Origin of the sequence: Sinomicrobium oceani (genome assembly GCF_900119185.1) — a bacterium.
GTDB classification, from domain to species: domain Bacteria; phylum Bacteroidota; class Bacteroidia; order Flavobacteriales; family Flavobacteriaceae; genus Sinomicrobium; species Sinomicrobium oceani.
Genome location: NZ_FPJE01000013.1, coordinates 65869 through 90375, shown reverse-complemented (window position 1 = coordinate 90375; position 24507 = coordinate 65869). Strand labels below are relative to the sequence as shown.

Below are 24507 nucleotides of genomic sequence, written 5' to 3'. Positions count from 1 at the left end.
TTATAAATCCGAGGTCATTTCGGCAAACTATTGCTGATACCCGGGATTCTGTTTCAGGATATTTTCATTGTTTACCTTGAGTATTTCCGTTTCGGGTATAGGAAAGAGATTGTGGTGTTCTTCTACCTTAAATCCCTTGGCTGTCATTACCGTAACATACCTGTTTGTTCTCACCAGGTCGAACCATCTCAGGCCCTCGGAGGCAAACTCTACCCGGCGTTCCTGCGCTATGGCCAGGCGGAATTCCGTCTGACCCGGAACTTCTTCGGTAGTCAGTTCGTCCAGTCCCGCACGTTTCCTGGTCCTGTTCAGCAGGGAGAAGGCTTCACCGTCGGGCACATAACCCTGCTCGTTCAGGGACTCCGACAACATCAGAAGCACATCGGAATAGCGGATGACGGGCCAGTCGCTTTCTCCCAGTCCGCTGGGTGCGGGCCCGTATTTATAGATCAGGGTATCGGTCAGGGAGACCGTGGCATTGATGGTCTGTTCTCTGCGTACATCGTCAGCCTCATAAGCGTTATAGAGGTCTGTAGTGGCTCTGTTATCCGGTTCGTTGATGTAGGTATAGGCGAAATTAAACCCATTCCCGTTGACGCCGTCGTTTGTCCAGCGGACGGCAAAAATGATTTCTTTGTTATATTCGTTGGTAATGTCAAAGACATCGGCGTAGTGTTCCAGCAAATCTACGACACTTCCTTCGAGGGCAGTTACTTTTCTGAGGGCGGTTTCCGCTTCTTCAAAATTACCGGTAGTCAGGTAGACCCTACCCAGAAGTGCATTGGCAGCCGTGCTGGTCGTTCTGCCGACATCGGCTCCCTGTAATTCCACCGGGAGAAACTCCACCGCCCGGTCCAGGTCTTCCACAATCTGTATATATATTTCCGCAGGATTGCTCTGTGGAAACTCAAGGGCTTCAGGGCCTTGTATTTCGTGTAAAACAAGCGGAACATTACCATAGATCCTCACGAGGTTAAAATATACCAGTGCCCGTATAAACAGGGCTTCCCCTTTGATCCTGTTTTTGGTTGGCTCTTCCATTTCAATGGCATCAATCCTGTCGAGGATGGCATTGACCCTGCTGATGGCATTATAACTGTTATTCCACCTGCTTTCGATAGCGCCGTTGGCAGGTAAAATGGAGAAATTGTCAAAATCAGCTCTGGTGGTTACGGAACCCGAGATAAAAGGTTTGGTATTATCCGACCGAATATCTCCGTAAAGCACGATATCTCCGAATTCTCCGCGCAGGCTGCTATAGGCCCCTAATATGGCCTGTTCGAAATCTGTAGGGGTCTGGTAAAAATTCCCGGAACTGCGTTGTGACTCCGGGGCCAGATCCAGCTTGTCATCACATCCGGCAATAGACACGGACATGGCAAACACTATTAGTATCTTTATTGTTTTCATTTTGGTGTTTTTATGGTTATAGTCCGATTTTTACGCCGATGCTGACTCTTCGGGACAGGGGATAGGTACCGTAATCGGAACCCATGTTCAGCGGATTTCCCCCGCTGAGGCTGACTTCGGGGTTATACCCGGTATACTTGGTGAAATAAGCCAGGTTGGCGATGTCGGCAAAAATCCGTAGAGAACTTATATGTATTTTTTGCGTAAAGCTGCCCGGAAAAGTATAGCCGAGTGTTACGTTCTGTATCCGCGTAAAGGACCCGTCTTCCACCCATCGGGAAGATTCAGCTACGTTGTTGTTACCACTGGTGGAACGGTTTGCCCGCGGGGTGGTACCGTCTCCCGGTTCGCTCGGGGATTTCCATCGGTTCAGGGCTTCGACGGTCTGGTTCTGGTTTCCTTCGAGGTTGTTGTAGAACCTTCTCGCCACATTGTGTACGAGGTTCCCCGATACGCCATTGATCACGACCCGCAAATCGAAATTCTTATAGGAGAAGCTATTGGTAAGCCCCCATACGAAATCCGGGTTATTGCTGCCGATGACTACCCGGTCGTCACTGTTGATCACCCCGTCGCCATTCTGGTCCTTGTACTTGACGTCGCCGGGGTAAGTGCCGTTACCCGTGGCCCAGGTGGCACTGTTTTCTATTTCTTCCCGGGTCTGGAAGATACCGATCTGTTCATATACGGAAAACGAGGCGATCTGTCCGCCTACTTCCGTAATGTAGATACTGCCTGCGCCGCTGCCCGAGCGTATGGGATCGCCTTCGGGGCCCAGTTCCAGGACTTTGTTATCGCTGAAGGAAATATTAAAATCGGTACTCCACGTAAACGTATCTACGAAGTTCCTGGTGTTCACGCCAAATTCCCATCCTGTATTTTTAACCCTTCCCAGGTTCTGAAGCGCAGAGCCAAAGCCGGTGATCCTCGGTATGGGCACATTGAGCAACAGGGCCGATGTTTCGCTGTTGAAATAATCTGCCACGACAAAGATCCGGTTTTGAAAGAGCCCGATTTCCGCCCCGATATCGTATTGCTCCGTGGTTTCCCAGGTGAGGTTAGGGTTGTTGATCGTCGACAGGTTCAGCCCGGTTACCCCGACGCCGTTACCGGCACCCAGGACGTAATTGGAACTGCTCACCAGGCCGAAAGAAGAATAGTTTCCTATCCGGTTATTTCCTGTTTGTCCGTAACTCGCCCGTAATTTGAGCATATTCAGGGTTTGGGAATCTGCAAGGAAATTTTCCTCGGAAATCAGCCATCCCAAAGATACGGAGGGGAAAGTCGCATATTTCCTGTTGGCACCGAACCTCGAAGAGCCGTCACGTCGTATGGCGGCAGAGACAAAATACCTGTCGTTATACGCGTAATTCATCCGCCCCAACAAAGACACAAGGCTCCATTTCTGAACAAAAGACGAAGCTTCCGTTACCGTATTGAAATCGTTGATGGTCCGTATGGCATCTCCGAGGATACCGTTTGCCGCAATATAATTGTTCTGTTCCCTTTCTTCCTGGTATGTAAACCCGCCGAGGACATCAAAACTGTGTTTGCCAAAGGATTTGGCATAGGTCAAGGTGTTTTCCGTAAGCCAGTTCCGCTGGGATAATTTCCGTGAATTTGCAGAGTTATCATCATTATTTCGCTTAATGATGGCCGGGTTGAACTCGTTTCTTTCAAAGTCGAAAAAGTCTACCCCGAAGCTTGTTTTAGCTTTTAGTCCGTCTGCAAGGTCTACTTCGAGATAGGTGTTGGCCAAAAGTCTCAACTGACTGCTTTCGGCATCGTATTCTTTGGCCGTAAGCACGGGATTTGGCGTGCCGCAACAGGTAAAATTAGGATCGTTATTTACAAACTCTTCGGCGCTTTCGTCAGGTTTGAGAAAGGGGTAATAAATGACGGCTTCGTTGATGACCGCGTTGTCTGCCCAGTGTCCTTCGGCATTCACTTCGTCCATGATGGAATAACTCGGGGTAATGCTCGTTCCGAGTCTCAGACGATCGGTAATGTTGACGTCAAAATTGGTTCGCAGGGTGAAGCGTTTGAAGCCGGAAGACAATACGACGCCGTCTTCATCGTGATAGGCCCCGGAGACAAAATATTTAAAATCCTCACTTCCTCCGGAAGCGGAGAGTTGATAATCCTGGACGATCGCATTTCTGAAGATCTGGTCCTGCCAGTCGGTATTGATCCCCCGGTATTGACTTTCGTTATCGAGGAACCGGGGAAATGGTATTCCGGGAGAGGTTGAAGTATCGGCATTCACATAGGCCTCCCGAACCAGGTCCAGAAGCTGGTCGCCATTGAGCAGGTCCATTTTGTTAATAACCGATTGTACGCCGGTGGTGACACTGAAATCCAAACTGTTTTTTCCCGATTTTCCTCTCTTGGTCGTAATAATGACCACCCCATTGGCTCCCCGTGATCCGTAGATGGCCGATGCCGAAGCATCTTTGAGTACCTGTATGGATTCGATATCATTGGGGTTAATGGAAGAGAGCGGGTTAAAACCCTGATCGGACCCTCCGATGTTGGTCTGTTCTACCGGAAATCCGTCGATGACATAAAGTGGGTCGTTACTTGCCGATAAAGAACCGCCGCCCCTGACACGAACCACAATATTTCCTCCCGGTGCCCCGGTGGTCTGCTGTACCTGTACCCCAGGCATTTTCCCGGTGAGTGCCCTCGAAAAAGCATCGTTCGATGTTTCTCCCAGCTCTTCTGCGGTGATGGAGGAAATGGCGTTTGTCACTTTCCGTTTGGTCTGTGTACCATAGCCCACGACCAGTACCTCGTCCAGGCTGGCTACACTCTCGGATAGGGTTATGGTAATGACGGATCTGTCGTTTACGTTGATTTCCCGGGAGGTAAACCCTATATAGGACACGACAAGTATGGCATTTTTGCCGGATACGTCCAGTGAAAAATTACCGTCAAAATCGGCCTGGGTCCCGTTGGTTGTCCCTTTTTCCAGGATGTTGGCCCCGGCCAGCGGTATCCCCCCGGTATCCAGGACGGTTCCGCTGACCGGGTGATTTTGCTGTGCGCCGGGAATGTTTCCGGCCGTAATTATAATTTTGTTTCCTTTGAAACGAAGTTCAAAACCGGAGTTCAGAAAAAGATCTTCAAGAAGCTTATGGACACGTATCTTTCCTTTTTTCAAATGTACCTCCGGAACATTTTTAAAGAAATCTTCCGGGTATATAAACGTAAGGTCCGTCTGGTCCTTCAGCATATCAAATACCACATCGATAGCGACGACCTGGTCGTTTTGTATGTGTATGAATTTGTGCTGTGATAACGATTTGCCTGGTGTAAAGCCGAATACAGAACAGCACAGGAGAAGTATTAGTGTTCTCATTACGCATGTAAGTAATCTTTTCCCATAGGGAATAAGGATTATAGTTAACCTATTTTTCATAAATTTGACTATGTTTTTGATGGGTTAATATTATTTTGACCGATTGAAGCAACGGGGGGAACCAAAGCGCACTACTGTCCAGGTATAGACTTTGTTCCCTCTGCTTATTTAATGTACACGTGTTTGTTCTTTATCTCATAGGCATTGATGGAATTGGTTGATACGATTAGATTGAGAATTTCCTCGATGTTTTCTTTTTTACTGATCATCCCGTTAAACTTTACGTTCCTGAGTTCGGGATTGGTGAAAATAATTTGAATGTCATACCACCGGTTCAGCACTTTCGCTATAGCTTCGAGGGACATGCCCGTAAAACTGAATATCCCTTTCTTCCAGGATATTTCATCGGAAACGTCGGTGACTGAAATATCCATTTTATGGTCCCTGAGGTCAAGACTGGCCTTTTCGTTCGGGCTGAGGATATAATGGATGTCTCCCGTACTGATGGCTACTTTACCCGCTACCAGGGTAGTAGCGATATGAGATTCGTCCCGGTAGGCCCTTACGTTAAATTCCGTACCCAGTACCTCGATCTCCTGTGATGGGTGGATTACCCTGAATTTTGTTCCCGTGTGCCGCGACGCAGGAGCCACATCAAAATAGGCTTCTCCGTAGAGCAATTCAACGCTTCTTGTTTCGCCTTTGATAAAAGCCTCCGGATATTTCAGTTTGGTCTCCGAATTCAGCCATACCCTGGTACCGTCGGAGAGTTTTATCTGAAACTGTCCTCCCCGGGGAATAGTGATATAATTATAGACAGGGGTAGTATCGTCTGCGTATCTATCGTTATACGAAAGGGTTTTACCGTTGTTTTTAAGCGTTGCTGTGGTTATGTTTTCTGTTGTCAGGTCCACATGCGATCCGTCCTGCAGGGTAAGGATGGCTTTGTCTGAGCCGGGTTTAATGTTGCTGACTTCGATGGTCGTTGTCGTAATGCTCCCGGAAGTTTTTTCGTAAAAACCTTCGTATACGAGGTAAGCTCCCCCGCAGAAGAGAAGCAAAACTGCCGCATATTTCATAAGGTGAACAGCGCGGCGCAATCGGGATGCCTGCTTTTCACGGTCTATAAATGCCAGGAGCTGCTCCCTGGATTTCGCAGTATTAAATTTTTTGATATTATAGTCAATGATAAAATTGATTTTTGCATAATTCTCAAATTCCTCCCGGGTATGCGGGTCCTTCATTTTTTCCGAAAGTTTGTCAAGTTCGGAAAGGGAGGCCTGACGGGTAAAGTATTTTACTATTAATCTCAGTGCCTGAATAGCCATATCGTATCAGATTTCATTAGTGAAACGTATCATTTCGGAAGAACCCTTGCTTTTTTGATATTTTTTTTTGATATTTTTATAATATTTGCAGGCAGATATGTAATTTTTTGTCAATGGAACATGATCTTAACAATACGGAACACCTGGTACGGGGGCTGAAAAACGGCACGTCCGAAGCCTATTCGTTTTTAGTGAACAAGTATCATCATACCCTGTGTACCTATGCTTTTACCCTGGTAGGAGATCATGACTCCGCGGAAGATATTGTGCAGAATGTACTGATCAGGGTCTGGAAGAAGAGAAAAGAACTGAAAGATGATCTCGACCTGAAAAATTATTTATACAAAAGTGTTTACAACAACTTTATAGATCACTACCGTAAAATGAGGCCTGCATTCGCCCTGGAAAAAATACATATCGATTCTCTGCGGGATTACATCCACGAAGAGCCGGATAATGCGATGGAAGCACTGATTGCCATAGTGAAAAGAGAAATAGATAACCTGCCCCCGAAGTGTAGGGAAGCCTTCTTGTTGAGTAAACAGGAGGGGTTGACCAATATGGAAATAGCGGAATACCTCAATATTTCTATCAAGTCTGTAGAAGGACATATCACCAAGGCATTTTCCATATTGAGAAAGGCTCTCGGAAATACGGTACATCATATTTTTATGTTTTTACTCCATACCGGAAATTTAAATACGGGGCTTACGCTGAAGACCGTGTAACACGGCTGTTTTGTCGGTATAGGGGGGCTTTGGCCGCAATTTTAAATTCTTTTACTACGTTTCTCTTAAGGCATATTAAGTCAGTTATTGCTATCAATAATTTATTTCTAACATTAAATATCACATTTTTGTGACATATTACATATATTTGCGCCATGCCAGATACGAAAACAAAAATTATAGCTGCGGCAGTAAAGTGCTTTCTGAACAACGGGTCGGAAAATCTGGAGAAAGTGGCCCAAGTAGCCGGTGTTTCCCGGAGAACGCTGCATCGGTATTTTAAAAACCGCCAGGATTTGATGGCATGCTGCAAAAAGGAGATGCTTGATAATTGCAATAAGGCTATGACGGAAGCTTATGAAAGTGATAAGGACCCCGTGAAGAAAGTGAGAAATATGCTTTTTGCTGCGATAGAGCAGGGAATCCATTATGCTTTTATAAAAAGGAGCTATGAACGCAGTAACTTTTCGGAGTTGGAGCGCCAAAAGGAATTTGAATCCGATGACGTTAAAGCAAAATGGTTAAAAATCATTGCAGAACTCCGGGAGGAACAACGCGTGACGAATGCATTGACGATCCCCTGGATTTTTAATTTGTTCGGGGCTATTATCGAAACTGCAATTTATGCTGTAGAGGCCGGAGATGTGGCCAGAAATGATTGTAAAAAGTTTGCCTGGATATCCTTTAAAGGAGCTATCGGATTAAAAGAATAAACATATTCCTATGAATCTATATACCACAGCACATCTGATCAAAAAAATGCCGGGTTTTTACAGCCATACTCAAAAAGTGAATGGTGTAAACCTTCACGGTGTCATCGGAGGAAACGGAGCGCCATTGGTTTTGTTACCGGGCTGGCCTCAGACCTGGTGGTCTTTCCGTCATATAATGCCTGTCCTGGCTGAAAAATATACGGTAATTGCTGTAGACCTGCGTGGGATGGGAGATAGCGATAAGCCCCCGGGAGGATATTCCAAGAAGGATATGGCGGGCGATATCAAGGAGTTAGTCATAGCTTTAGGATATGATAGGGTTCATATAGCCGGACATGATATCGGGGCCAATGTAGCCTATGCCTTTGCGGCCAATTATCCGGAAAGGACAGGCAAACTGATTCTTCTGGATACGCCACCGCCCGATGAAAACATGTACAGGCTTCCCATGCTACCCGTAGGAACCCCGGTATATCCCTGGTGGGTAGCCTTTAACCAGGTAAAAGACCTGCCTGAACAATTGCTGGAAGGCCGTTTCGGATTGTTGCTGGATCACCTTCTCGATAAGTTACTCATTAACCCGGAAGCTATCGGTGATTTTGACCGTGCGGTGTATATGCAACATTATAACCGCAAAGAAAACATAAGGGCATCCAATGCCTGGTATCAGGCCTTTGGTCAGGATATTTCCGATCAGAAAACCTATCCGAAAATCGCGAATCCGACCCTGGGGATTGCATCATCATCCAATTTCGGGATACTGGACGATTTTCTGTCTCACTATTTTTTATCATATCAAATGATGGAAGTAGAAGGAACCGGACATTTTCTTCACGAAGAAAAACCCGTACAAATAGCGAAGGCAATCTCAGATTTCCTGGAATGAACCGAAGGATACCGATGTACCGGGAGTAATCCGACAGGTATAAATCCGGGAAGGTCTTGTACTATAAGCTTCCGATACCAAAAAAGCCCGGTTCCGGACAATAAGCATCCGATCCTGGAACATCTCTAAGACAGATTAAGCTTTTAAACACCATCTGATGTTAAAAGTAGTACTTTGCTCAAGTAAACAGTGCTCGGAATTCCAGGGGAGTTTGTTGCGTTTTTTTCTTGAACATGGTACTGAATGACTGGGGATATTCAAACCCGAGTTCATAAGCGATTTCCCTGACGCTTAACCGGGTCGTGGAAAGTAGTTCTTTGGCTCTGTCAATAATGGATTCCTGAATGTGTGTTTGAGCGCTTTTACCTGTGGCATTTTTTAATAAATCACTCAAATAACTTGGGGAAACGTTTAACTTTTCAGCGAAAAAGTTCACCGTCGGCAGGCCCGAGAGTGTGGTATCGTTTTTTAAGTAGGCATCAATCAATTCTTCCATTTTTACTACAAGATCGTTATGGACGGTACTTCGTGTGATAAACTGCCTGTTGTGAAAGCGCTTTGCATAATGAAGGAGCAGGTCAATATGAGAAACAATTAAGTCCTGGCTGTAATGGTCGATGTTGTTTTTGAGTTCATCCTGCATTTGATGAAGCAGGGATATTATGATGTTATCTTCTTTTTCAGAAAGGTGCAGGGCTTCGGTGGTGGAATAGGAGAAGAAACCATAATCTCCGATTACTTTTCCCAAAGTGTAATGCCTGATCAGGTCGGCTTTAAAAATCATCATATACCCTGATACCGGATCATCCGTAGGATTGGTAACGGAAAAAATCTGACCTGGTTTGGTAAAACTCATTACGCCCTCATCGAAATCATAAGAACTTTGCCCATACCTGAATTTTCCCGAAGTTCCTTTTTTAATGGCTACACAATAAAAATCATAATAAAAGCTGCTCCAGATCTTATTGTCATCAAATTTCAGAAGCTCAAAGTCAATTACACTGATCAGGGGATGATCAGGCTTAGGTAAACCGAATAAACGGTGAAGTTTTGAAATAGACTCAATTCTATATGGAGCAGCTTTCTTCACACTTTAATTATTTAAAATCGGTAGATAAAGATAAGGATTTCCATTTTTCCATTTCTTTTTTTTCATTTTTACGTATTTCTAAGATGGCATGGTAACTATCCGAACCTAATGGAAGGTGTAAAGGAGGAATAGCCATTTCAGTAATTTTAAGTACGACTTCCGCTAATTTTTCAGGATCACCTAATTGTTTACCGTCAAAACGTGTAAACTGTGCTGTCTGTTCCTCTAAATTATAGACATCGATTTTATTTTTCGCAACGTTGAGGGAGTCCTCACTCATAAAATTTGTGCGAAATGTTCCTGGTGCCAGGATCGTCACTTTTATACCGAAAGGCGAGACCTCCTGCGCAAGTGCCTCAGACAATCCGATAACCGCATATTTGGAAGCACTATAACTTCCGTTTCCGGGATAACTCATATAGCCCATAATTGATGCTGTATTAATGATATGTCCCGACTTTTGTTTGCACATAACCGGGAGAACATTTCGAATGATATGGGTCACAGCAAAAAGATTTACATCCATGGTTTTCCGGAATTCAAAATCATTCAGCTCTTCGATATTTCCTAATAGATTATAACCTGCGTTATTTATCACTATATCTATTCGTCCGAAATGTTCTACACCTTTGGAAATGGCCTTTTGCACATCTTTTTCATTGGTAATATCTAACGTTAGGGGAAGTATATTATCCCGGTGATTTACGATTTTTTCCAAAAGCGCATCGGTATTCCGGGAAGTTGCAATGACTTTCCCCCCGCTTTCTAAAGCTGCTCTTGTTATTGCAAGCCCCATTCCTTGGGAAGCTCCTGTGATAAACCATACGTTCTCTTTCTGAGTATTCATATTATTTGTTTTTTACAAAATTACCGGGCGTACCCCATTATAAAGTATTCAAATCGAGGGTAAACGTATTTGAATTCAGGATTATAGTTTTTTGTGTAATCACTGCAAACGTTTTGTACAAGCATATTTCGGATAGATTACCCTTCGACCGGGTTAGCACTGGTGCGATAATCCGCAAGTATTAGCCTATCGGTATTTCTCGGAACGATGAAGGAAACTACGGGATTATGGATGTCCGGGTAAGCCTGAATAGAGCTATTTAAGGGAATGGGTTAGCGGCTAAACTATTCTCTTAAATGGCAATATTATTTCCTTTGGCTATCAACCTAATATGGTTATACGATAACCGAAATCCTTCCGGTGTTCAAGGGATTGCTTTAATGGCCGTTTTAGAGCTTTCCACGGGAAAATACCTAATCCGAATCTATGGGGTATTCGCAGTGAAATGTAGTAGTCCGGCGGTAATAAGGCGGAACTTCAGGAGGATTTCACAGATTAAATTGTAAGGCTCATTCTTGTCAGAAGTGCATTCTATGACGTAATTTTACAATCTGATAAAATGGACCTCATGCGCGATTTACTTAAGAAAACCTTGTTCTCCACTACATTAATGGCCGTTCTATTTCTTCTTTTTGCTTTTGCAATGGCCACGGCAACTTTTATAGAAACCTGGTACAGCATCGAAACTGCCCGTATTTATATTTACAATGCGACCTGGTTCGAGGCCATAATGGTGTTTTTTGTCATTAATTTTTTAGGAAACATTTACAGGTACAATCTTCTGCAATGGAAAAAATGGCCTGTTTTGATCTTACACCTTTCCTGGATACTGATTATTGCGGGAGCTTTTGTAACACGATATATCAGTTACGAGGGCATGATGCCCATTAGGGAGGGCCAAACGGAACATGTATTTTTTTCGGATAAAACATACCTCACAGCCTATATCGAAGGCGAGATTGAGGGACAGCCCAGGCGTAAGATTTTAGAAGACCATATTCTGGTTTCCCCGGAAGGGAAAAGGTCAAGTTTGCCCTGGAATGATGATTTCAACGGGAAGGAATTCAGAATTGAATATGTCGATTTTATCAAAGGTGCTAAGGAAGATCTTATTCCCGACGAAAATGGTCAGGAATATCTAAAAATTGTCGAGGCAGGAAACGGGCAACGACATGAACATTTTTTAGAGAACGGAACCGTCGTCAGCATCCATAATGTGCTTTTTGCTCTTAATAAAAAGACCAAGGGCGCTATTAACCTGTACAGCGGGGAGGGAGGATATTTTATAGAATCTCCCTTTGAAGGTGATTTTATAAGAATGGCTGATCAGTGGCAGGGAAAAGTGCTAAAGGACAGCCTTCAGGAAGTACAGTTACGTTCGCTCTATACAATGGCCGGAATGCAATTTGTATTACCGGAACCATTACGCAAAGGACACTATGGTGTGGTGAAAGTCGCCGATAATGAAATTACAGATCAGACTCAGGATGCGCTGGTAGTTGCCGTAACGGCCAACGGACAAACCGTAGAAAAGAAATTACTGGGGAGTAAGGGATTTTCAGATTTTGCCGCTCCGTTTACTTTAGGAGATCTGCAATTTTCGTTGCGATTCGGTTCTAAACTGTATCAATTACCTTTTGGTGTAAAACTCAATGACTTTATCGCGGAAAAGTATCCGGGGACGGTCAATGCTTACAAATCCTTTATGAGCAAAGTGACTATCGAGGATGAGCATTCCTTTGCTTATGATATTTATATGAACCACATTCTCGATCATGGTGGATACCGCTTTTTTCAATCCAGTTTTATGCCGGATGAAAAGGGGACGATCCTGAGTGTTAATCACGATTTCTGGGGAACATGGATTACTTATATAGGTTACTTTTTACTTTATGCCGGATTGATGGGAATTATGTTTTTCGGTAACACCCGATTCAAGGACCTGGGCAGAGCATTGGAAAACGTAAAAAAGAAAAAGGCAGAAATGGCAGCAGTGATATTATTACTGATGGGATGTTTTCAGGGATTTGCACAACCGGCACATGAGGAAAACCATAACACCTTACCCACTCAGGTACAAATAGATTCGCTTATCCGGGCCACCACCGTGACTAAGGAGCATGCCGATAAATTTGGAGAACTGGTCATCCAGGATGAAGGAGGGCGTATGAAGCCTTTGCATACGTTTACTTCGGAATTGTTGCGTAAGCTCAGTGGTAATGACAAATTCAGGGATATGAATTCCGATCAGGTATTCCTTTCCATGATGATAAATCCGGCCCTTTGGTACCATACCGAATTTATCAAAGTCGGTCAATGGCAAAATGATAGTATTCGCCAGGTATTGGGCGTAGAGAAAACGAAAAAATACATTAAACCGGTTGATTTGTTCGATGCTACAGGCATGTACAAATTAGGACCTTACCTTGACGATGCCAGTTCTACGACAAATCCTAATGAATTCCAAAAGGACTTTATCAAAGTCCATGAACGCCTCTCCTTGTTGGAAATGGCATTGAGCGGAGCTATATTGAAAATATTTCCATTGGTTAATGATGAGAACAACAAATGGATTTCTGCTTTAGAATTCCGTTCCGGTCAATATCCGGTGCAAGATTCCCTGTATGCCGGTTTTATGACAAATAGCCTGCCGTATTATATAAATACTTTACGGAGTGCCATTGTAACAGGAGATTATTCGGAACCTGATAAACTGCTGGAATCCATTAAACAAAATCAAAGAAATCATGGTTCAGAAGTGATGCTGTCTGAGAAAAAGATAAAAGCCGAAATCATTCACAACAAGTTGGATATCTTCAACCGTCTGTACAAATACTACATGATGGTTGGGGGGCTTTTGTTCTTAATTCTCATTTTCAGGATTTTTAAGGACGGGAAAATCTGGAGGGGCTCAACCTACCTCCTGAAAGGGTTGATCATCTTATTTTTTATTTCGCATACAGCAGGCCTGGTATTACGCTGGTATATTTCGGGCCATGCCCCCTGGAGTAATGCTTACGAAAGTATTTTGTACGTTTCCTGGGCCACATTGGGGATGGGATTACTATTTACCAGAAAAAGTGATTTAACCCTGGCTGCAAGCGCTTTTGTGGCTTCCATGCTGCTTTGGGTGGGGCACCAGAGTTGGGTGGATCCTTCCATTGCCAATCTGGTGCCTGTATTGGATAGTTATTGGGTGATGATCCATGTACCTATCATAGTAGGCAGTTACGGTCCCTTTACCGTGAGTATGATCCTGGGCGTAGTTTCATTAATTCTCATTATACTGACGACCAAAAAGAACAAAAAACGAATGGAAATTAACCTGAAGGAGTTGACCATTATCAATGAACTGGCCCTGACGGTAGGTTTAATAATGCTCACTATTGGTAATTTTTTGGGAGGACAATGGGCCAATGAGAGTTGGGGGCGTTATTGGGGATGGGACCCCAAAGAAACCTGGGCATTAGTATCCATTATGGTTTATGCTTTTATATTACACATGCGATTAGTACCTGGCTTAAGGGGAAGGTGGATTTATAATTTTATGAGTGTAGCGGCCTATGGCAGTATTATGATGACTTATTTCGGTGTTAATTTCTACCTGGTTGGTCTTCATAGCTATGCTCAATCGGGTGCTGCCGCGATTACACCGGATTATGTAAAATATATTGTTTTCGGATTACTGATACTTGGAGGCATCAGTTATTGGAGATACCGGACAGTTTATAAAAAAACAGTGTAAAATCTTCCTGATAGTATAAAAACTGTAAGCCTGTGTAATGTCCGGTTTAGAAAGGCTACGCTCCATATCCGGCATCTCCGCGATACCCGGATTTTCATACAGGATTCTGAAAAGATTTTACTGGCCTTATTCCAAGTCAATCCTTACGATCCCGGTTCATATCCTTTTCAACTCTCAAAATCTTACTACCTTTGTAGACTTCCACAGCAAAAGAACTTTCTACATGCGCATTCGTAACGCCTATCAGAACAACCTTAAAAACATTTCCTTAACCATTCCTGAAAACCGTTTAATCGTGGTTACCGGGCTTTCCGGTTCGGGAAAATCCTCCCTGGCTATGGGGGTGATAGGCAATGAAGGCTATCGGTATTTTTTAGAGAGTCTGCCCGCGTACAATCATCAAAACGCAATTTCGATACCCACAGCGTCAGTCGATGATATCGCCGGGTTACCCCCGGTGATCAAGGTAGAACAATCCAGGCGTTTTCAGTCGATCAATGCTACATTCGGTACGTTGTCGGAACTGACACCCCTCTTCCGTATTTTATTCGCCCGTTATTCCGGGGAAGAAAGTATGAGCAAATCCCTGTTTTCGTTCAACCATCCCCGGGGCGCCTGTGAAGTATGCCGGGGAATCGGTGAGGCCGAATATATCGATACCCGTAAACTGGTAGGAGACGAAACCAAAACGCTGCGGGAAGGAGCCCTGGTAACCACTTTGCCCAACGGGTATATTGTGTATTCTCAGGTTACCGTAGAAGAGTTGAACAAGGTGTGTGAAGCACATGGATTTAATGTAGATATTCCGTGGAAAGACCTGACCCCAGAACAGCAGGAGGTGATCTGGAACGGAAGCGAGCGCATACAGGTGTACTATGGCAAACACAGCCTGGAATCGCGTTTGCGTTGGGAAGGTTTTAAAGCAAAACCCCGGGAGGTCGGTTATTACAAAGGTATCTTACCCGTGATGAGCGATATACTCCGGCTCGATAGAAATCCGAGTATTCTCCGGTTTACCAGTGCAAAGACCTGTCCCGGTTGCCATGGGGCACGTATCAAGGCCGAACATCTTAAATATCGGTGGAAAGGACTGAATTTCCGGGAGTGGATGGAGTTGCCCTTACCATCACTCTACCATCGGCTCCGCAATGCACAACATCAGGCCGGAGAGCAGGTTTTGGTCCACAAATTGTGTACGTCATTATACGATCAGATCCGTTTAGGGATGGACCACTACTGTTTAGGCACGCCCAGTATGGACATCTCCAGTGGAGACGGGCAGCGCATTAAGCTCATCAAGCAGGTAAACAGTAGCTTGCAAGGCATCCTTTATGTGTTTGACGAACCCTCCATCGGGCTATCACCCGCCTATCAGCAGCATTTGTACAGTATTTTACGGCGCCTGATCAGCCGGGGAAATACCGTCATGGTCGTAGAGCACGATCTGGATCTCATCCGGAAAGCCGACTGGATCGTAGAATTGGGCCCAAAAGCCGGGGTAGAAGGCGGGGAAGTGATCTTTAACGGCAAGCGAACAGATTTTCTGAATGCAAAGGACATAGAAAGCCCGACATTGGCCGAATTGCGTTCTCCCACCACTGGTATCCATAGCAAACGACAGCAACTTTCGGAAACGGCATTTCGCCCCGAAGCAAAGCAGCTATCCGTAGTCAGTAGGAAAACGGCAACTATAGCAGAGACCATACGAGCATACAGCAAAGAAAAAGCGTTGCAGCTACTCACCGTATCCGATCAGCCCATAGGCAAAACCCCGCGCAGTAATCCGGCGACCTATACCGGTATGGCGGACAAGATCCGGGATCTGCTGGCCAAAACGGACGAAGCCGGGGCCTTGGAGCTGAAGAAAAGTGCCTTTTCCTTTAACAACAAGGCAGGACGCTGCCCCCGTTGTGAAGGAGCGGGTGTCATAACCCTTTCCATGAGCGTCATGGGAACGATCAACCAGACCTGTCCGGAATGTAACGGAAAACGCTTTAAGCCGGAAGTGCTTCAGGTACATTGGAACAACAAGAATATTGCGGAGATTTATCATCTCAGTATCACAGAAGCTTATGATTTCTTTCGGCACGAAAAGAAGTTATCCGGCATTCTGGCTTTGATGCAGCGTTTGGGACTGGGATACATCAAACTCGGGCAACCGTCCAATACCTTAAGCGGAGGAGAAGCACAGCGTATTAAACTTACCAGGCACTTTGCGAAGCCTGCCCGGCAAACCATCTTGTTACTGGAAGAGCCCAGTGTAGGCTTGCACCAGCAAAATGTGGTACAACTGCTAAAGGCTTTACATCAGTTAAAACAGGAAACTTCAGGCATCGTATGTTTCGAAAATCATCCCTTGTTTCAATCGGGTTGTGATATATGGGTGCCCAATGCGGAAACCGTAACAACGTCGGATGAGCGTGTTCCCGAACGCTCGGCTACTGCTACCATCCATATCGAAGGAGCACGGACCCATGCGCTGAAAGACATCGATGTTTCGTTACCCAAACAGCGACTCACGGTGGTTACGGGAATATCGGGCTCGGGGAAATCTTCTTTGGTGATCGATACCCTGCACGGTTACGGATTGCAGGAGATGAGCAAACAGTTTTCGAGTTATCAGCAAAACCGTGTCGGGGTAGACTATCAGTTTGAGGCAGACCATATCTCGGGACTGACCCCGACGATCTGTATCACCCGGAAAGACCGGCAATTTTCCGGACGTTCGGATGTATCCCGGCAGACAGATATCGATAAGAGTTTGCGCTTCGCTTTTTCGCGTAAGGCACAATACGAAGGCAAGCCATGGTCGGCCAGTCATTTTTCCAATGCACACGAACTCGGAAAATGTGGTGTTTGTGACGGCATGGGACAAGAGTTGCTTCCCGATTTGTCCAAAATAGTATGGGATGAAAACCTGAGCATTGCCGACGGGCTCTTTGAGCACAACAAAGCCCTGTATTACTACGGGCAGGCAGGCGGACAGTATATGGCGATCGTCAGCGAAATAGGAAAGGTATACGGTTTTAGTCTGCACACGCCTTTTAAGGTCTGGACCCCGGAGCAACGCAGGATAATATTTCACGGAATTCCGGATAAAACCTGGGAAGCAGACTGGACTTTTAAAACCAAATCACGATCGGGGACCCAACAGGTAAAAATGGTGTGGAAAGGTTTGTTTACGTATTTGTCGGATGAGTACGTTCTCACCCGTAAGAACAAAAACATCCGGCACTTACAAGCTTTATTGACCCCGGAGATCTGTAGTCACTGCCAGGGTAGCGGATTACAGCCCGAACGTCTGGTAATAACCCTGGGCGGCCGGTCTATGCGGGATATCAAGGCGATGAGCCTGCAGGAGTTCGAAGCATGGCTGCATATCCGCCCGGGCGATACTGTAGATGCGGAGTTAACAGCGAAGTTACAGGAACACCTGCAACATATCCTGGAGCGGGCACGGCAATTGCATATCAATCATTTGCAACTCGGTCGGAAGTCCGATACGTTAAGTGGGGGCGAACAGCAGCGGGTTTCCCTGATCAAACAGCTGAACAGTCCGTTACACGGTATTACCTATCTGCTGGACGAACCTTCGGCAGGTTTATCGCAAGACAACATCCCGGACCTTATTGCATTGCTGAAAACACTCGTGGACAAAGGGAATACGGTTATCGTTATCGAGCATCATAAAGCCATTATCAAGGCAGCCGATCACCTCGTGCATATCGGCCCGGAAGCAGGGAGCATGGGAGGTGAAATTGTTTTTCAGGGAAGTGTCGCCGGATACCTGGCTTCCGAAGTATGTCACCCTTATATAAAAACAAAAAGCAGTGCAGTACGTTTACAGCCAGGCAAAGCGTATATTCATATAGAAGGCATCGCACGTCACCGTCTCCAAAAAGCACGGATAGACATCCCCGTAGGCGGTATTACAGCCCTGACGGGAAAGTCGGGTATCGGGAAGACTACTTTGCTCAAAGAGGTCGTCATGCCGGGATTGCAACAGCATCGTCCCGTACACTGCAAGCGTATAGACTTTCCCAAACCGTACCGGGGTGTACATTATTTTGAACCTAAAAAACTACAAGCCTATAACAGTACATTACTGGTTGATTACCTGGATATACTAAAAGTCATCACCAAAGTATTTGCAAAGGAAACAGGCAGTAAGGCCGCGTACTTTTCGTATAAAACCAAAACCAGCCAGTGCCCCCATTGTCTCGGAAGCGGTATCGTGGAAACAAGTCTGGATGTAGCCGCCAGGCAAGTGGAAACCTGTGATGTATGTAAAGGAAAACGCTATCGGGATGCTGTTCTGGAATATACCATAGACGGAAAACACATTGCAGCTATCCTGGCGATGAATATTGCCGAATTGTCCGCATGGATGGCTCCTTATCCCGGTACGGCCGCAGTAGTACGGCAATTGCAGACTTTGTGCGGTATAGGACTTTCTCATATACGGCTCGACCAGACGGTAAAATCACTGTCGTCCGGAGAAAAGCAACGTTTGTTGCTGCTCCGGTGGTTAAAGGACAGGACGAAAGATCAGTTACTGATACTGGACGAACCGAGTATAGGACTGCATTATACTGATATAGATCTGCTATACGGGGTATTGCAGCAACTCAGTGCGGAGAATGACCTTATCGTAATAGACCACAACCCTTATTTGTTGGAGAAAATAGGTGTGGGCCTGGTACTGGAGTGATGTAGCCTGATGAATACAGATGCTCTTTCGTAAGCCTCAAAACGCAGTATTTACCGCTGTTTGGTGATCTTACGCGGGCTACAAAACCTGCCAGGGTAAGGACGAATATATTGATCCCGATATCCGCGGTATCATCCCGGGAAATATGAAATACGGTTGAAGAGACCATGAGCAAAACAGTGCTGCACTTTCCGGCGGGCCGATGCGTTTCCCGCGAGGTGCCCGGGATTACTGATAAAACACTGTCCAAAGAATTAAAATTTCCGAAAGCAAATCTATCGGTCAGCAGGAAGGTGTATGCCAGTTTCCCTCCCAAAATAGAGTCTTGCATTACCCCGCACATGGCATGTCATTGGAAAAAGTGTTGAGAGAACTGTATTACTTGGGGATTATATCATCGTGAGATAGTTCTTGGAACCTGACATCTGATCATGATATTTGCGGTTTACAACAATCCCGATTTTTTAATCATATCTTTAAAAGTTATAATCCAGCCATGTCGGTCCGGGCTAAAATCTTTCAGGATCGACCGGGTCTCGTCCATTTTCATCAGGCCTGCGCAGAGATATTTCTCCGGGAGACTGGCTCTTCTAATGGAAAAAATGTCTTTTAGGGATATGGTACGCCCGAAAGATCCTGATTCCGGCAGGCTAAAATAGGGATATGTGTAGTTTAATTAAAATACTAAACTACATAATTTGCAGTTTTTCAGGTATATAAAGGTCCATTTATTTGGCTGTTAAAAATATAACAAAAAGAGTTTATCAAATTATCCTATTTATTCTATAGGATATATGTGATAATTAAAAAATATTGTACATTTGACACATTCTATTCTTTACAAGAAAACAATTGCTATGAAAACAGATTCTCTACTCCGTATCAGGACCTATGTCAGTGGTTTTATCCGTAAGTTCGTCCGACCTGTTAAAATGTACTTCGCAAAAGGGTTATACGGCATGTGGATGTGTTGATCGTATTTTCCTACGGATTTTAACGAAGCCGAAATCCGGATTTATCATTTTTCACAATATCTGAAGGGCACTGTTCCGGAAAAAGTGCCTGTATGTTTAAAGAGTGATTTTTTATCGCTCAGGGTAACTATTGTCCGGATTTTCCCATTCGGAAACCATAAATCAAAATATTCAAAATGTATTCTAAAAAAGTATTTCAGGCCCTGTACACCATAATTTTTTGTGTATCGGTCATAGGGCAGGCCTGGTCGCAGTCCCCTGCGGAGATCAGGGGTACCGTAAGGGCTTCGGATGGTATGCCCTTACCGGCGGTCAACGTAAGTATTAAAGGAAAGAGCGTAGGGACGGTCACCGATTTCGACGGTAACTACACCATTAGGGCACAGGCGGGGGATTTCCTGGTTTTTTCCAGCCTTGGTTTTGAGACGGTGGAAAAGGAGGTTTCGGGGCAATCTGTTCTTGATGTAACCCTGGAGGAAGATGTGGAACAGCTCAGCGAAGTGGTCGTCGTGGGGTATGGTACCCAGAAAAAAAGTGATCTAACAGGAGCAGTATCATCTCTTAAAGCAAAAGATTTTAATCCCGGGTCGAATGTTTCCGTGGATCAGATGATACAGGGCCGGGTATCAGGGGTACAAGTGTCGCAGACGAGTTCGGAACCGGGAGGGGGCATGTCGATAAGAATAAGAGGAGCGAGTTCGGTAAATGCCGGTAATGAGCCGCTGTATGTGATTGACGGTTTTCCTATAGATAACAGCCCAATGCTGGCCGGTGGCGGGGCTGCAGGGACGGCTGTAAATAACAATCCCAGAAATCCTCTTAATTCATTAAATCCTAATGATATAGAGTCTATAGAGATCCTGAAGGATGCCTCGGCTACGGCAATATACGGATCCCGTGGAGCAAATGGTGTAATCCTGATCACCACAAAACGGGGAAGTGCGCAGCGCATTTCTGTAAACTATGATGCTTATATAGGAGTACAATCTGTCGCTAAAAAAATGGATCTGCTCTCTGCCGGACAATATATGCATGGGATTAACGGTATTTCACAGGATGGTGGCGGAACGATCATATTTACGGATGAGGACAGGGAGGCGATCGGAAATGGAGTGGACTGGCAGGATAAGATATACCGGTCTGCCCCGGTACATAGCCAGAACCTTTCTGTTAGCGGGGGCGATGACAAAACTACCTTTTATACCTCTTTTAATTATTTCGACCAACAGGGCATCATCGATAATTCGGGAATACAAAAATATATAGGCAGAATAAACCTTACCCGTAAATTACACGACAAAATTGATTTTGGCATTAACCTGACCACGAGCCTGGTGGATGACAATAACAGTGTGGACGGAATGAGTACGAATGAAGATGCGGGACCTATTTATACCGCATTGTTATATGATCCTACAGCACCTGTTTATAACGATGACGGTTCGTTCAACCAGTCTTCCAATCTTACCATTAACAACCCGGTAAGCCTTATTAAAGGGGTGTCCAGTAAAAGTAAAACGAACCGGACCTTTGGTAATGTGTTTTTCGAATATAAGATTACGGATGCGCTCAAAACAAGGCTCAATTTCGGTTCGGACAGGCAGACATCCAGAAGGGATTTATACAATTCGACACTCACTTTTCGGGGAGATGCCGCCGGAGGGATAGCCAATATTTCCACTCTGGAGCGATCGAACGTGTTACTTGAATACACGGTCAGTTATACCCGTGCATTCAATGAAAATCACAGTATAGATGCTTTGGGAGGGGTTACCTATCAAAAGTTTAATACCCGTTCTTTCAGCGGGAATATTACCGGTTTTCCTTCGGATGATCTGGGGACCGATAATCTTTCACTCGGCGATACGAATAATGATAACCTGTACAGTAATCATGAAGAAAACAGCCTGATATCCTATCTCGGGCGGATCAATTACCAGCTTTACGGCAAGTACCTCTTTACGGCCACTCTGAGGGCCGATGGTTCTTCCCGCTTCGGAGACAATAACAAGTTCGGTTATTTTCCTTCCCTGGCACTGGCATGGAAACTCACCGAAGAAGAATTTGTCCCGGAGGTCTTCAGCAATCTGAAATTAAGGGCCAGCTGGGGGCAGACCGGTAATCAGGAGATCAGTAACTATGCGGCGCTTTCTACTTACGAGTCTTCTACGACTGCCATTATCAACGACGGAGCAGTTACCTCGTTAAGGCCTTCCCGCATCGCTAATCCCGATTTGAAGTGGGAGACTACCGAACAGTATAATATAGGGGTCGATGCCGGATTGTGGAAAGGGAGGCTGACAGGAGCGCTGGACTATTTTGTAAAAAACACCTCGGATGTTTTATTAAACCAGCCTTTGCCACAGTCTACCGGATATAGTACCATACTGTCCAATATCGGTGAGGTAAGGAACTCCGGGATCGAAGCCCAGCTAAGTGCCGTATTGGTGGAGAGCGATGATTTTACCTGGAATACTTCGGTCAATTTTTCCCGGATACGAAATAAGGTAACCGATCTGGGAGAGATCGGGGACATCTATACGGGAAGTGTGGCTAATGTGGGCAATACTTCTATTTTGAAAGAGGGACATCCGGCTTTCTCTTATTACGGTTATGTGGTCACGGGGATCTTCCAGGAAAATGATGATATTGCCCAGTCTCCCCAGCCTAATTCGCAACCCGGATATCCCGTATTCAGGGACATAAATGGCGACGGTTCCATTACCACGGCCGATCAGACTATTATCGGCGATCCTTACCCCGATTTCACCTATGGCATTCATTCCTCATTAAATTACAAAGACTTTCAGCTGGATGTTTTTTTTCAGGGGCAACATGGAGGAGATCTGTTGAATATCAATGTCATTGAAAGTATGTATCCCGGGAATTTCCGGAGAAACCGGCTGGCCGGACAGGTGCTGGACCGCTGGACACCGGAAAACCCTTCCGCCAGATGGCCCTCGGGCGTGGAACCGTCTTCTTATGGAGGAGGTAAAGTCAATACACTGGTGTTGCAGGACGCCACTTATTTCCGGCTGAAGAACATTCAGCTGAGTTATACGCTCCGTCCTGAAAAAATAGTTGATTCCGCGAGATTTTATATTGCCGGGCAGAACTTGTTTACCCGGACCGATTACACCGGGTTTGATCCCGAGGCCAATTCTTTCGGAAGGAGCAACGCACGAGTAGACTATAGCAGTTACCCGCTCGCCAGAACATGGATGTTCGGGGTTAATCTCAGTTTTTAACTATAATAATACAAGCAATGAAAATGATCCGTTTAACATATTTGACCGCCGTTTTATTTGTTGTCAGTTGTGAATCTGCCCTTGATGAAAAAGTGTATTCGGAGCTCGGTTCGGATGCCCTTAATTCGGAAGAAGGGGCGAATGCTGTTCTTCATTCGGCCTACGGAGAGGGGTCTTTACTGGCCATGGGGCTCGGAGGGGTAGGATATTATTTTACCTCTACGATGCCCTCGGGAGAAGCCTGGAACAAAGGAGGTAATGTTGAAGCGCAGCTCAATCCCCTGACGAATTTTACCTGGGATGCCAACCTCAATTATTTTAATCAGTGCTGGAGTGTTCCCTATGAAGCCATCAGGGATGCCAATCTCCTGATAGCAGGTATCCCTGAAACAGATTTGGAGGAAGGTCTGAAAACAAATATAGTTGCAGAAGCTACCTTTATTCGCGGGTTCAGTTACGCCCTGTTGTATAACTGGTTCGGACCCGTTCCGCTGGTAACCCCCGAGACTGCCGGGGATTATTATCCCGGGAGAGCTACGGATGAAGCGGTAAGAGCTTTTATCGAAAATGACCTTCGGGCAGCAGCCGGTCAGTTACCCGAAAGACAGGACGACTATGGGAGGGCCACCAGAGGAGCGGCTCTCGGGGCGTTGTGTAAGTTCTATCTCAATACCAGGCAATGGGAGAAGACCGTTGAGGTAGCCAGGGAAATTATTCAGTTGGAAAGACCGTATGAATTGCTACCTGATTACAACGATGTTTTCCGGCTGGATAACGAAGGAAATAATGAGTTGTTATGGACTTTTCCGCGTCATGCCCTGAATGGTGCGCAGTTTATTAATGCTCTTTCTTTTCCAACCGATTATCCGCTGGCTGCCAATCAGAGTGTGTATGCTGCCAGAACCTATTTTTTTGATGATTTTGTGGATTCATATCTGGAAACCGACAGGCGTAAAGATCTTTTTGTTAAAGAATACACCAATACTTCCGGAGAGCATATTCAGCTTTTCGGCAGTGATAAAACCCTGAGCCTGAAATATGAATTCGACCCCGGGGCTTCAGGGCCCGGTATGGGCAACGACATTCCCGTGATCCGTTATTCCGACATTTTACTGTCACTGGCGGAAGCTCTCAATGAACTTCACGGTCCCAACCAGGAATCTGTCGATTTGTTGAACCAGGTTTGGCAACGGGCCAACCAGGATCAGGCCGCCCCCGTAACACTGGGAGGTTTTACCAAAGAATCCTTGAGAGCGCGGATCTATCAGGAACGGGAATGGGAGTTTTTTTCCGAAGCCAAACGAAGGGAAGATCAGATACGAATGGGAACTTTTGTCTCAAAGGCAGTGGCCAGGGGTAAGAGAGCAGATGCGCATCACGTGGTTTTCCCTATCCCTCAGACAGAGATCAGCGCAAATCCCAATTTAAGACAAAACGAAGGTTACTGAATTATAAACGCTAAATGA

13 protein-coding genes are annotated in these 24507 nt (G+C 45.4%); 8 read left to right on the top strand and 5 right to left on the bottom strand.

What is annotated here, in order from left to right:
* Positions 1–27: 27 nt before the first annotated feature.
* The 3 genes from BT112_RS12760 to BT112_RS12750 all read right to left on the bottom strand — a co-directional run bounded on the left by BT112_RS12760 (position 28) and on the right by BT112_RS12750 (position 6099).
* A complete protein-coding gene (locus BT112_RS12760) occupies positions 28–1410 on the bottom strand; it encodes a RagB/SusD family nutrient uptake outer membrane protein (RefSeq protein WP_072317774.1) in 1383 nt (460 codons plus the stop codon).
* A gap of 16 nt (positions 1411–1426) precedes the next feature.
* Positions 1427–4771, bottom strand: a complete 3345-nt coding sequence (locus BT112_RS12755; RefSeq protein ID WP_072317773.1) for a SusC/RagA family TonB-linked outer membrane protein — start codon at positions 4769–4771, stop codon at positions 1427–1429.
* 164 nt (positions 4772–4935) lie between these two features.
* Positions 4936–6099, bottom strand: a complete 1164-nt coding sequence (locus BT112_RS12750; RefSeq protein WP_072317772.1) for a FecR family protein — start codon at positions 6097–6099, stop codon at positions 4936–4938.
* A gap of 113 nt (positions 6100–6212) precedes the next feature.
* On the opposite strand from BT112_RS12750, the gene BT112_RS12745 reads away from it, so the two are divergent.
* From BT112_RS12745 to BT112_RS12735, 3 genes are all read left to right on the top strand, one after another.
* Entirely contained in the window at positions 6213–6827 is a 615-nt protein-coding gene (locus tag BT112_RS12745; protein ID WP_072317771.1) for an RNA polymerase sigma factor, read from the top strand.
* 155 nt (positions 6828–6982) lie between these two features.
* Positions 6983–7540, top strand: coding sequence for a TetR/AcrR family transcriptional regulator (locus tag BT112_RS12740; protein ID WP_072317770.1), 558 nt, complete (start codon positions 6983–6985; stop codon positions 7538–7540).
* Between the two features lie 10 nt (positions 7541–7550).
* On the top strand, positions 7551–8426 hold the full coding sequence (locus BT112_RS12735) for an alpha/beta fold hydrolase (RefSeq protein ID WP_072317769.1): 876 nt from the start codon (positions 7551–7553) through the stop codon (positions 8424–8426).
* Positions 8427–8604: 178 nt separating this feature from the next.
* Here BT112_RS12735 and BT112_RS12730 read toward each other — a convergent pair whose 3' ends face one another.
* Together BT112_RS12730 and BT112_RS12725 are read right to left on the bottom strand one after the other, a co-directional pair.
* Positions 8605–9516, bottom strand: coding sequence for a helix-turn-helix domain-containing protein (locus BT112_RS12730; RefSeq protein WP_072317768.1), 912 nt, complete (start codon positions 9514–9516; stop codon positions 8605–8607).
* A 7-nt stretch (positions 9517–9523) separates the two neighbouring features.
* Positions 9524–10363: an SDR family NAD(P)-dependent oxidoreductase gene (locus tag BT112_RS12725; RefSeq protein ID WP_072317767.1), complete on the bottom strand. Its 840-nt coding sequence runs from the start codon at positions 10361–10363 to the stop codon at positions 9524–9526.
* 568 nt (positions 10364–10931) lie between these two features.
* On the opposite strand from BT112_RS12725, the gene ccsA reads away from it, so the two are divergent.
* From ccsA to BT112_RS12700, 5 genes are all read left to right on the top strand, one after another.
* The gene (ccsA, locus tag BT112_RS12720) at positions 10932–14108 is read left to right on the top strand and encodes a cytochrome c biogenesis protein (protein ID WP_072317766.1); all 3177 of its coding nucleotides are present in this window, start codon (positions 10932–10934) and stop codon (positions 14106–14108) included.
* A 223-nt stretch (positions 14109–14331) separates the two neighbouring features.
* On the top strand, positions 14332–18819 hold the full coding sequence (locus tag BT112_RS12715; protein WP_072317840.1) for an AAA family ATPase: 4488 nt from the start codon (positions 14332–14334) through the stop codon (positions 18817–18819).
* A gap of 167 nt (positions 18820–18986) precedes the next feature.
* A complete protein-coding gene (locus BT112_RS22230) occupies positions 18987–19187 on the top strand; it encodes a winged helix-turn-helix transcriptional regulator (RefSeq protein WP_217652392.1) in 201 nt (66 codons plus the stop codon).
* 782 nt (positions 19188–19969) lie between these two features.
* On the top strand, positions 19970–23041 hold the full coding sequence (locus BT112_RS12705; RefSeq protein WP_072317765.1) for a SusC/RagA family TonB-linked outer membrane protein: 3072 nt from the start codon (positions 19970–19972) through the stop codon (positions 23039–23041).
* A gap of 23 nt (positions 23042–23064) precedes the next feature.
* Positions 23065–24489: a RagB/SusD family nutrient uptake outer membrane protein gene (locus BT112_RS12700; protein ID WP_175545796.1), complete on the top strand. Its 1425-nt coding sequence runs from the start codon at positions 23065–23067 to the stop codon at positions 24487–24489.
* Positions 24490–24507 lie beyond the last annotated feature (18 nt).

What these genes read in the sequence shown, in the direction of transcription:
- BT112_RS12760 (WP_072317774.1), bottom strand. Translation starts at nt 1,410, where the DNA reads ATGAAAACAATAAAGATACTAATAGTGTTTGCCATGTCCGTGTCTATT.
- BT112_RS12755 (WP_072317773.1), bottom strand. Translation starts at nt 4,771, where the DNA reads ATGAGAACACTAATACTTCTCCTGTGCTGTTCTGTATTCGGCTTTACA.
- BT112_RS12750 (WP_072317772.1), bottom strand. Translation starts at nt 6,099, where the DNA reads ATGGCTATTCAGGCACTGAGATTAATAGTAAAATACTTTACCCGTCAG.
- BT112_RS12745 (WP_072317771.1), top strand. Translation starts at nt 6,213, where the DNA reads ATGGAACATGATCTTAACAATACGGAACACCTGGTACGGGGGCTGAAA.
- BT112_RS12740 (WP_072317770.1), top strand. Translation starts at nt 6,983, where the DNA reads ATGCCAGATACGAAAACAAAAATTATAGCTGCGGCAGTAAAGTGCTTT.
- BT112_RS12735 (WP_072317769.1), top strand. Translation starts at nt 7,551, where the DNA reads ATGAATCTATATACCACAGCACATCTGATCAAAAAAATGCCGGGTTTT.
- BT112_RS12725 (WP_072317767.1), bottom strand. Translation starts at nt 10,363, where the DNA reads ATGAATACTCAGAAAGAGAACGTATGGTTTATCACAGGAGCTTCCCAA.
- ccsA (WP_072317766.1), top strand. Translation starts at nt 10,932, where the DNA reads ATGCGCGATTTACTTAAGAAAACCTTGTTCTCCACTACATTAATGGCC.
- BT112_RS12715 (WP_072317840.1), top strand. Translation starts at nt 14,332, where the DNA reads ATGCGCATTCGTAACGCCTATCAGAACAACCTTAAAAACATTTCCTTA.
- BT112_RS22230 (WP_217652392.1), top strand. Translation starts at nt 18,987, where the DNA reads ATGAGCAAAACAGTGCTGCACTTTCCGGCGGGCCGATGCGTTTCCCGC.
- BT112_RS12705 (WP_072317765.1), top strand. Translation starts at nt 19,970, where the DNA reads ATGTATTCTAAAAAAGTATTTCAGGCCCTGTACACCATAATTTTTTGT.
- BT112_RS12700 (WP_175545796.1), top strand. Translation starts at nt 23,065, where the DNA reads ATGATCCGTTTAACATATTTGACCGCCGTTTTATTTGTTGTCAGTTGT.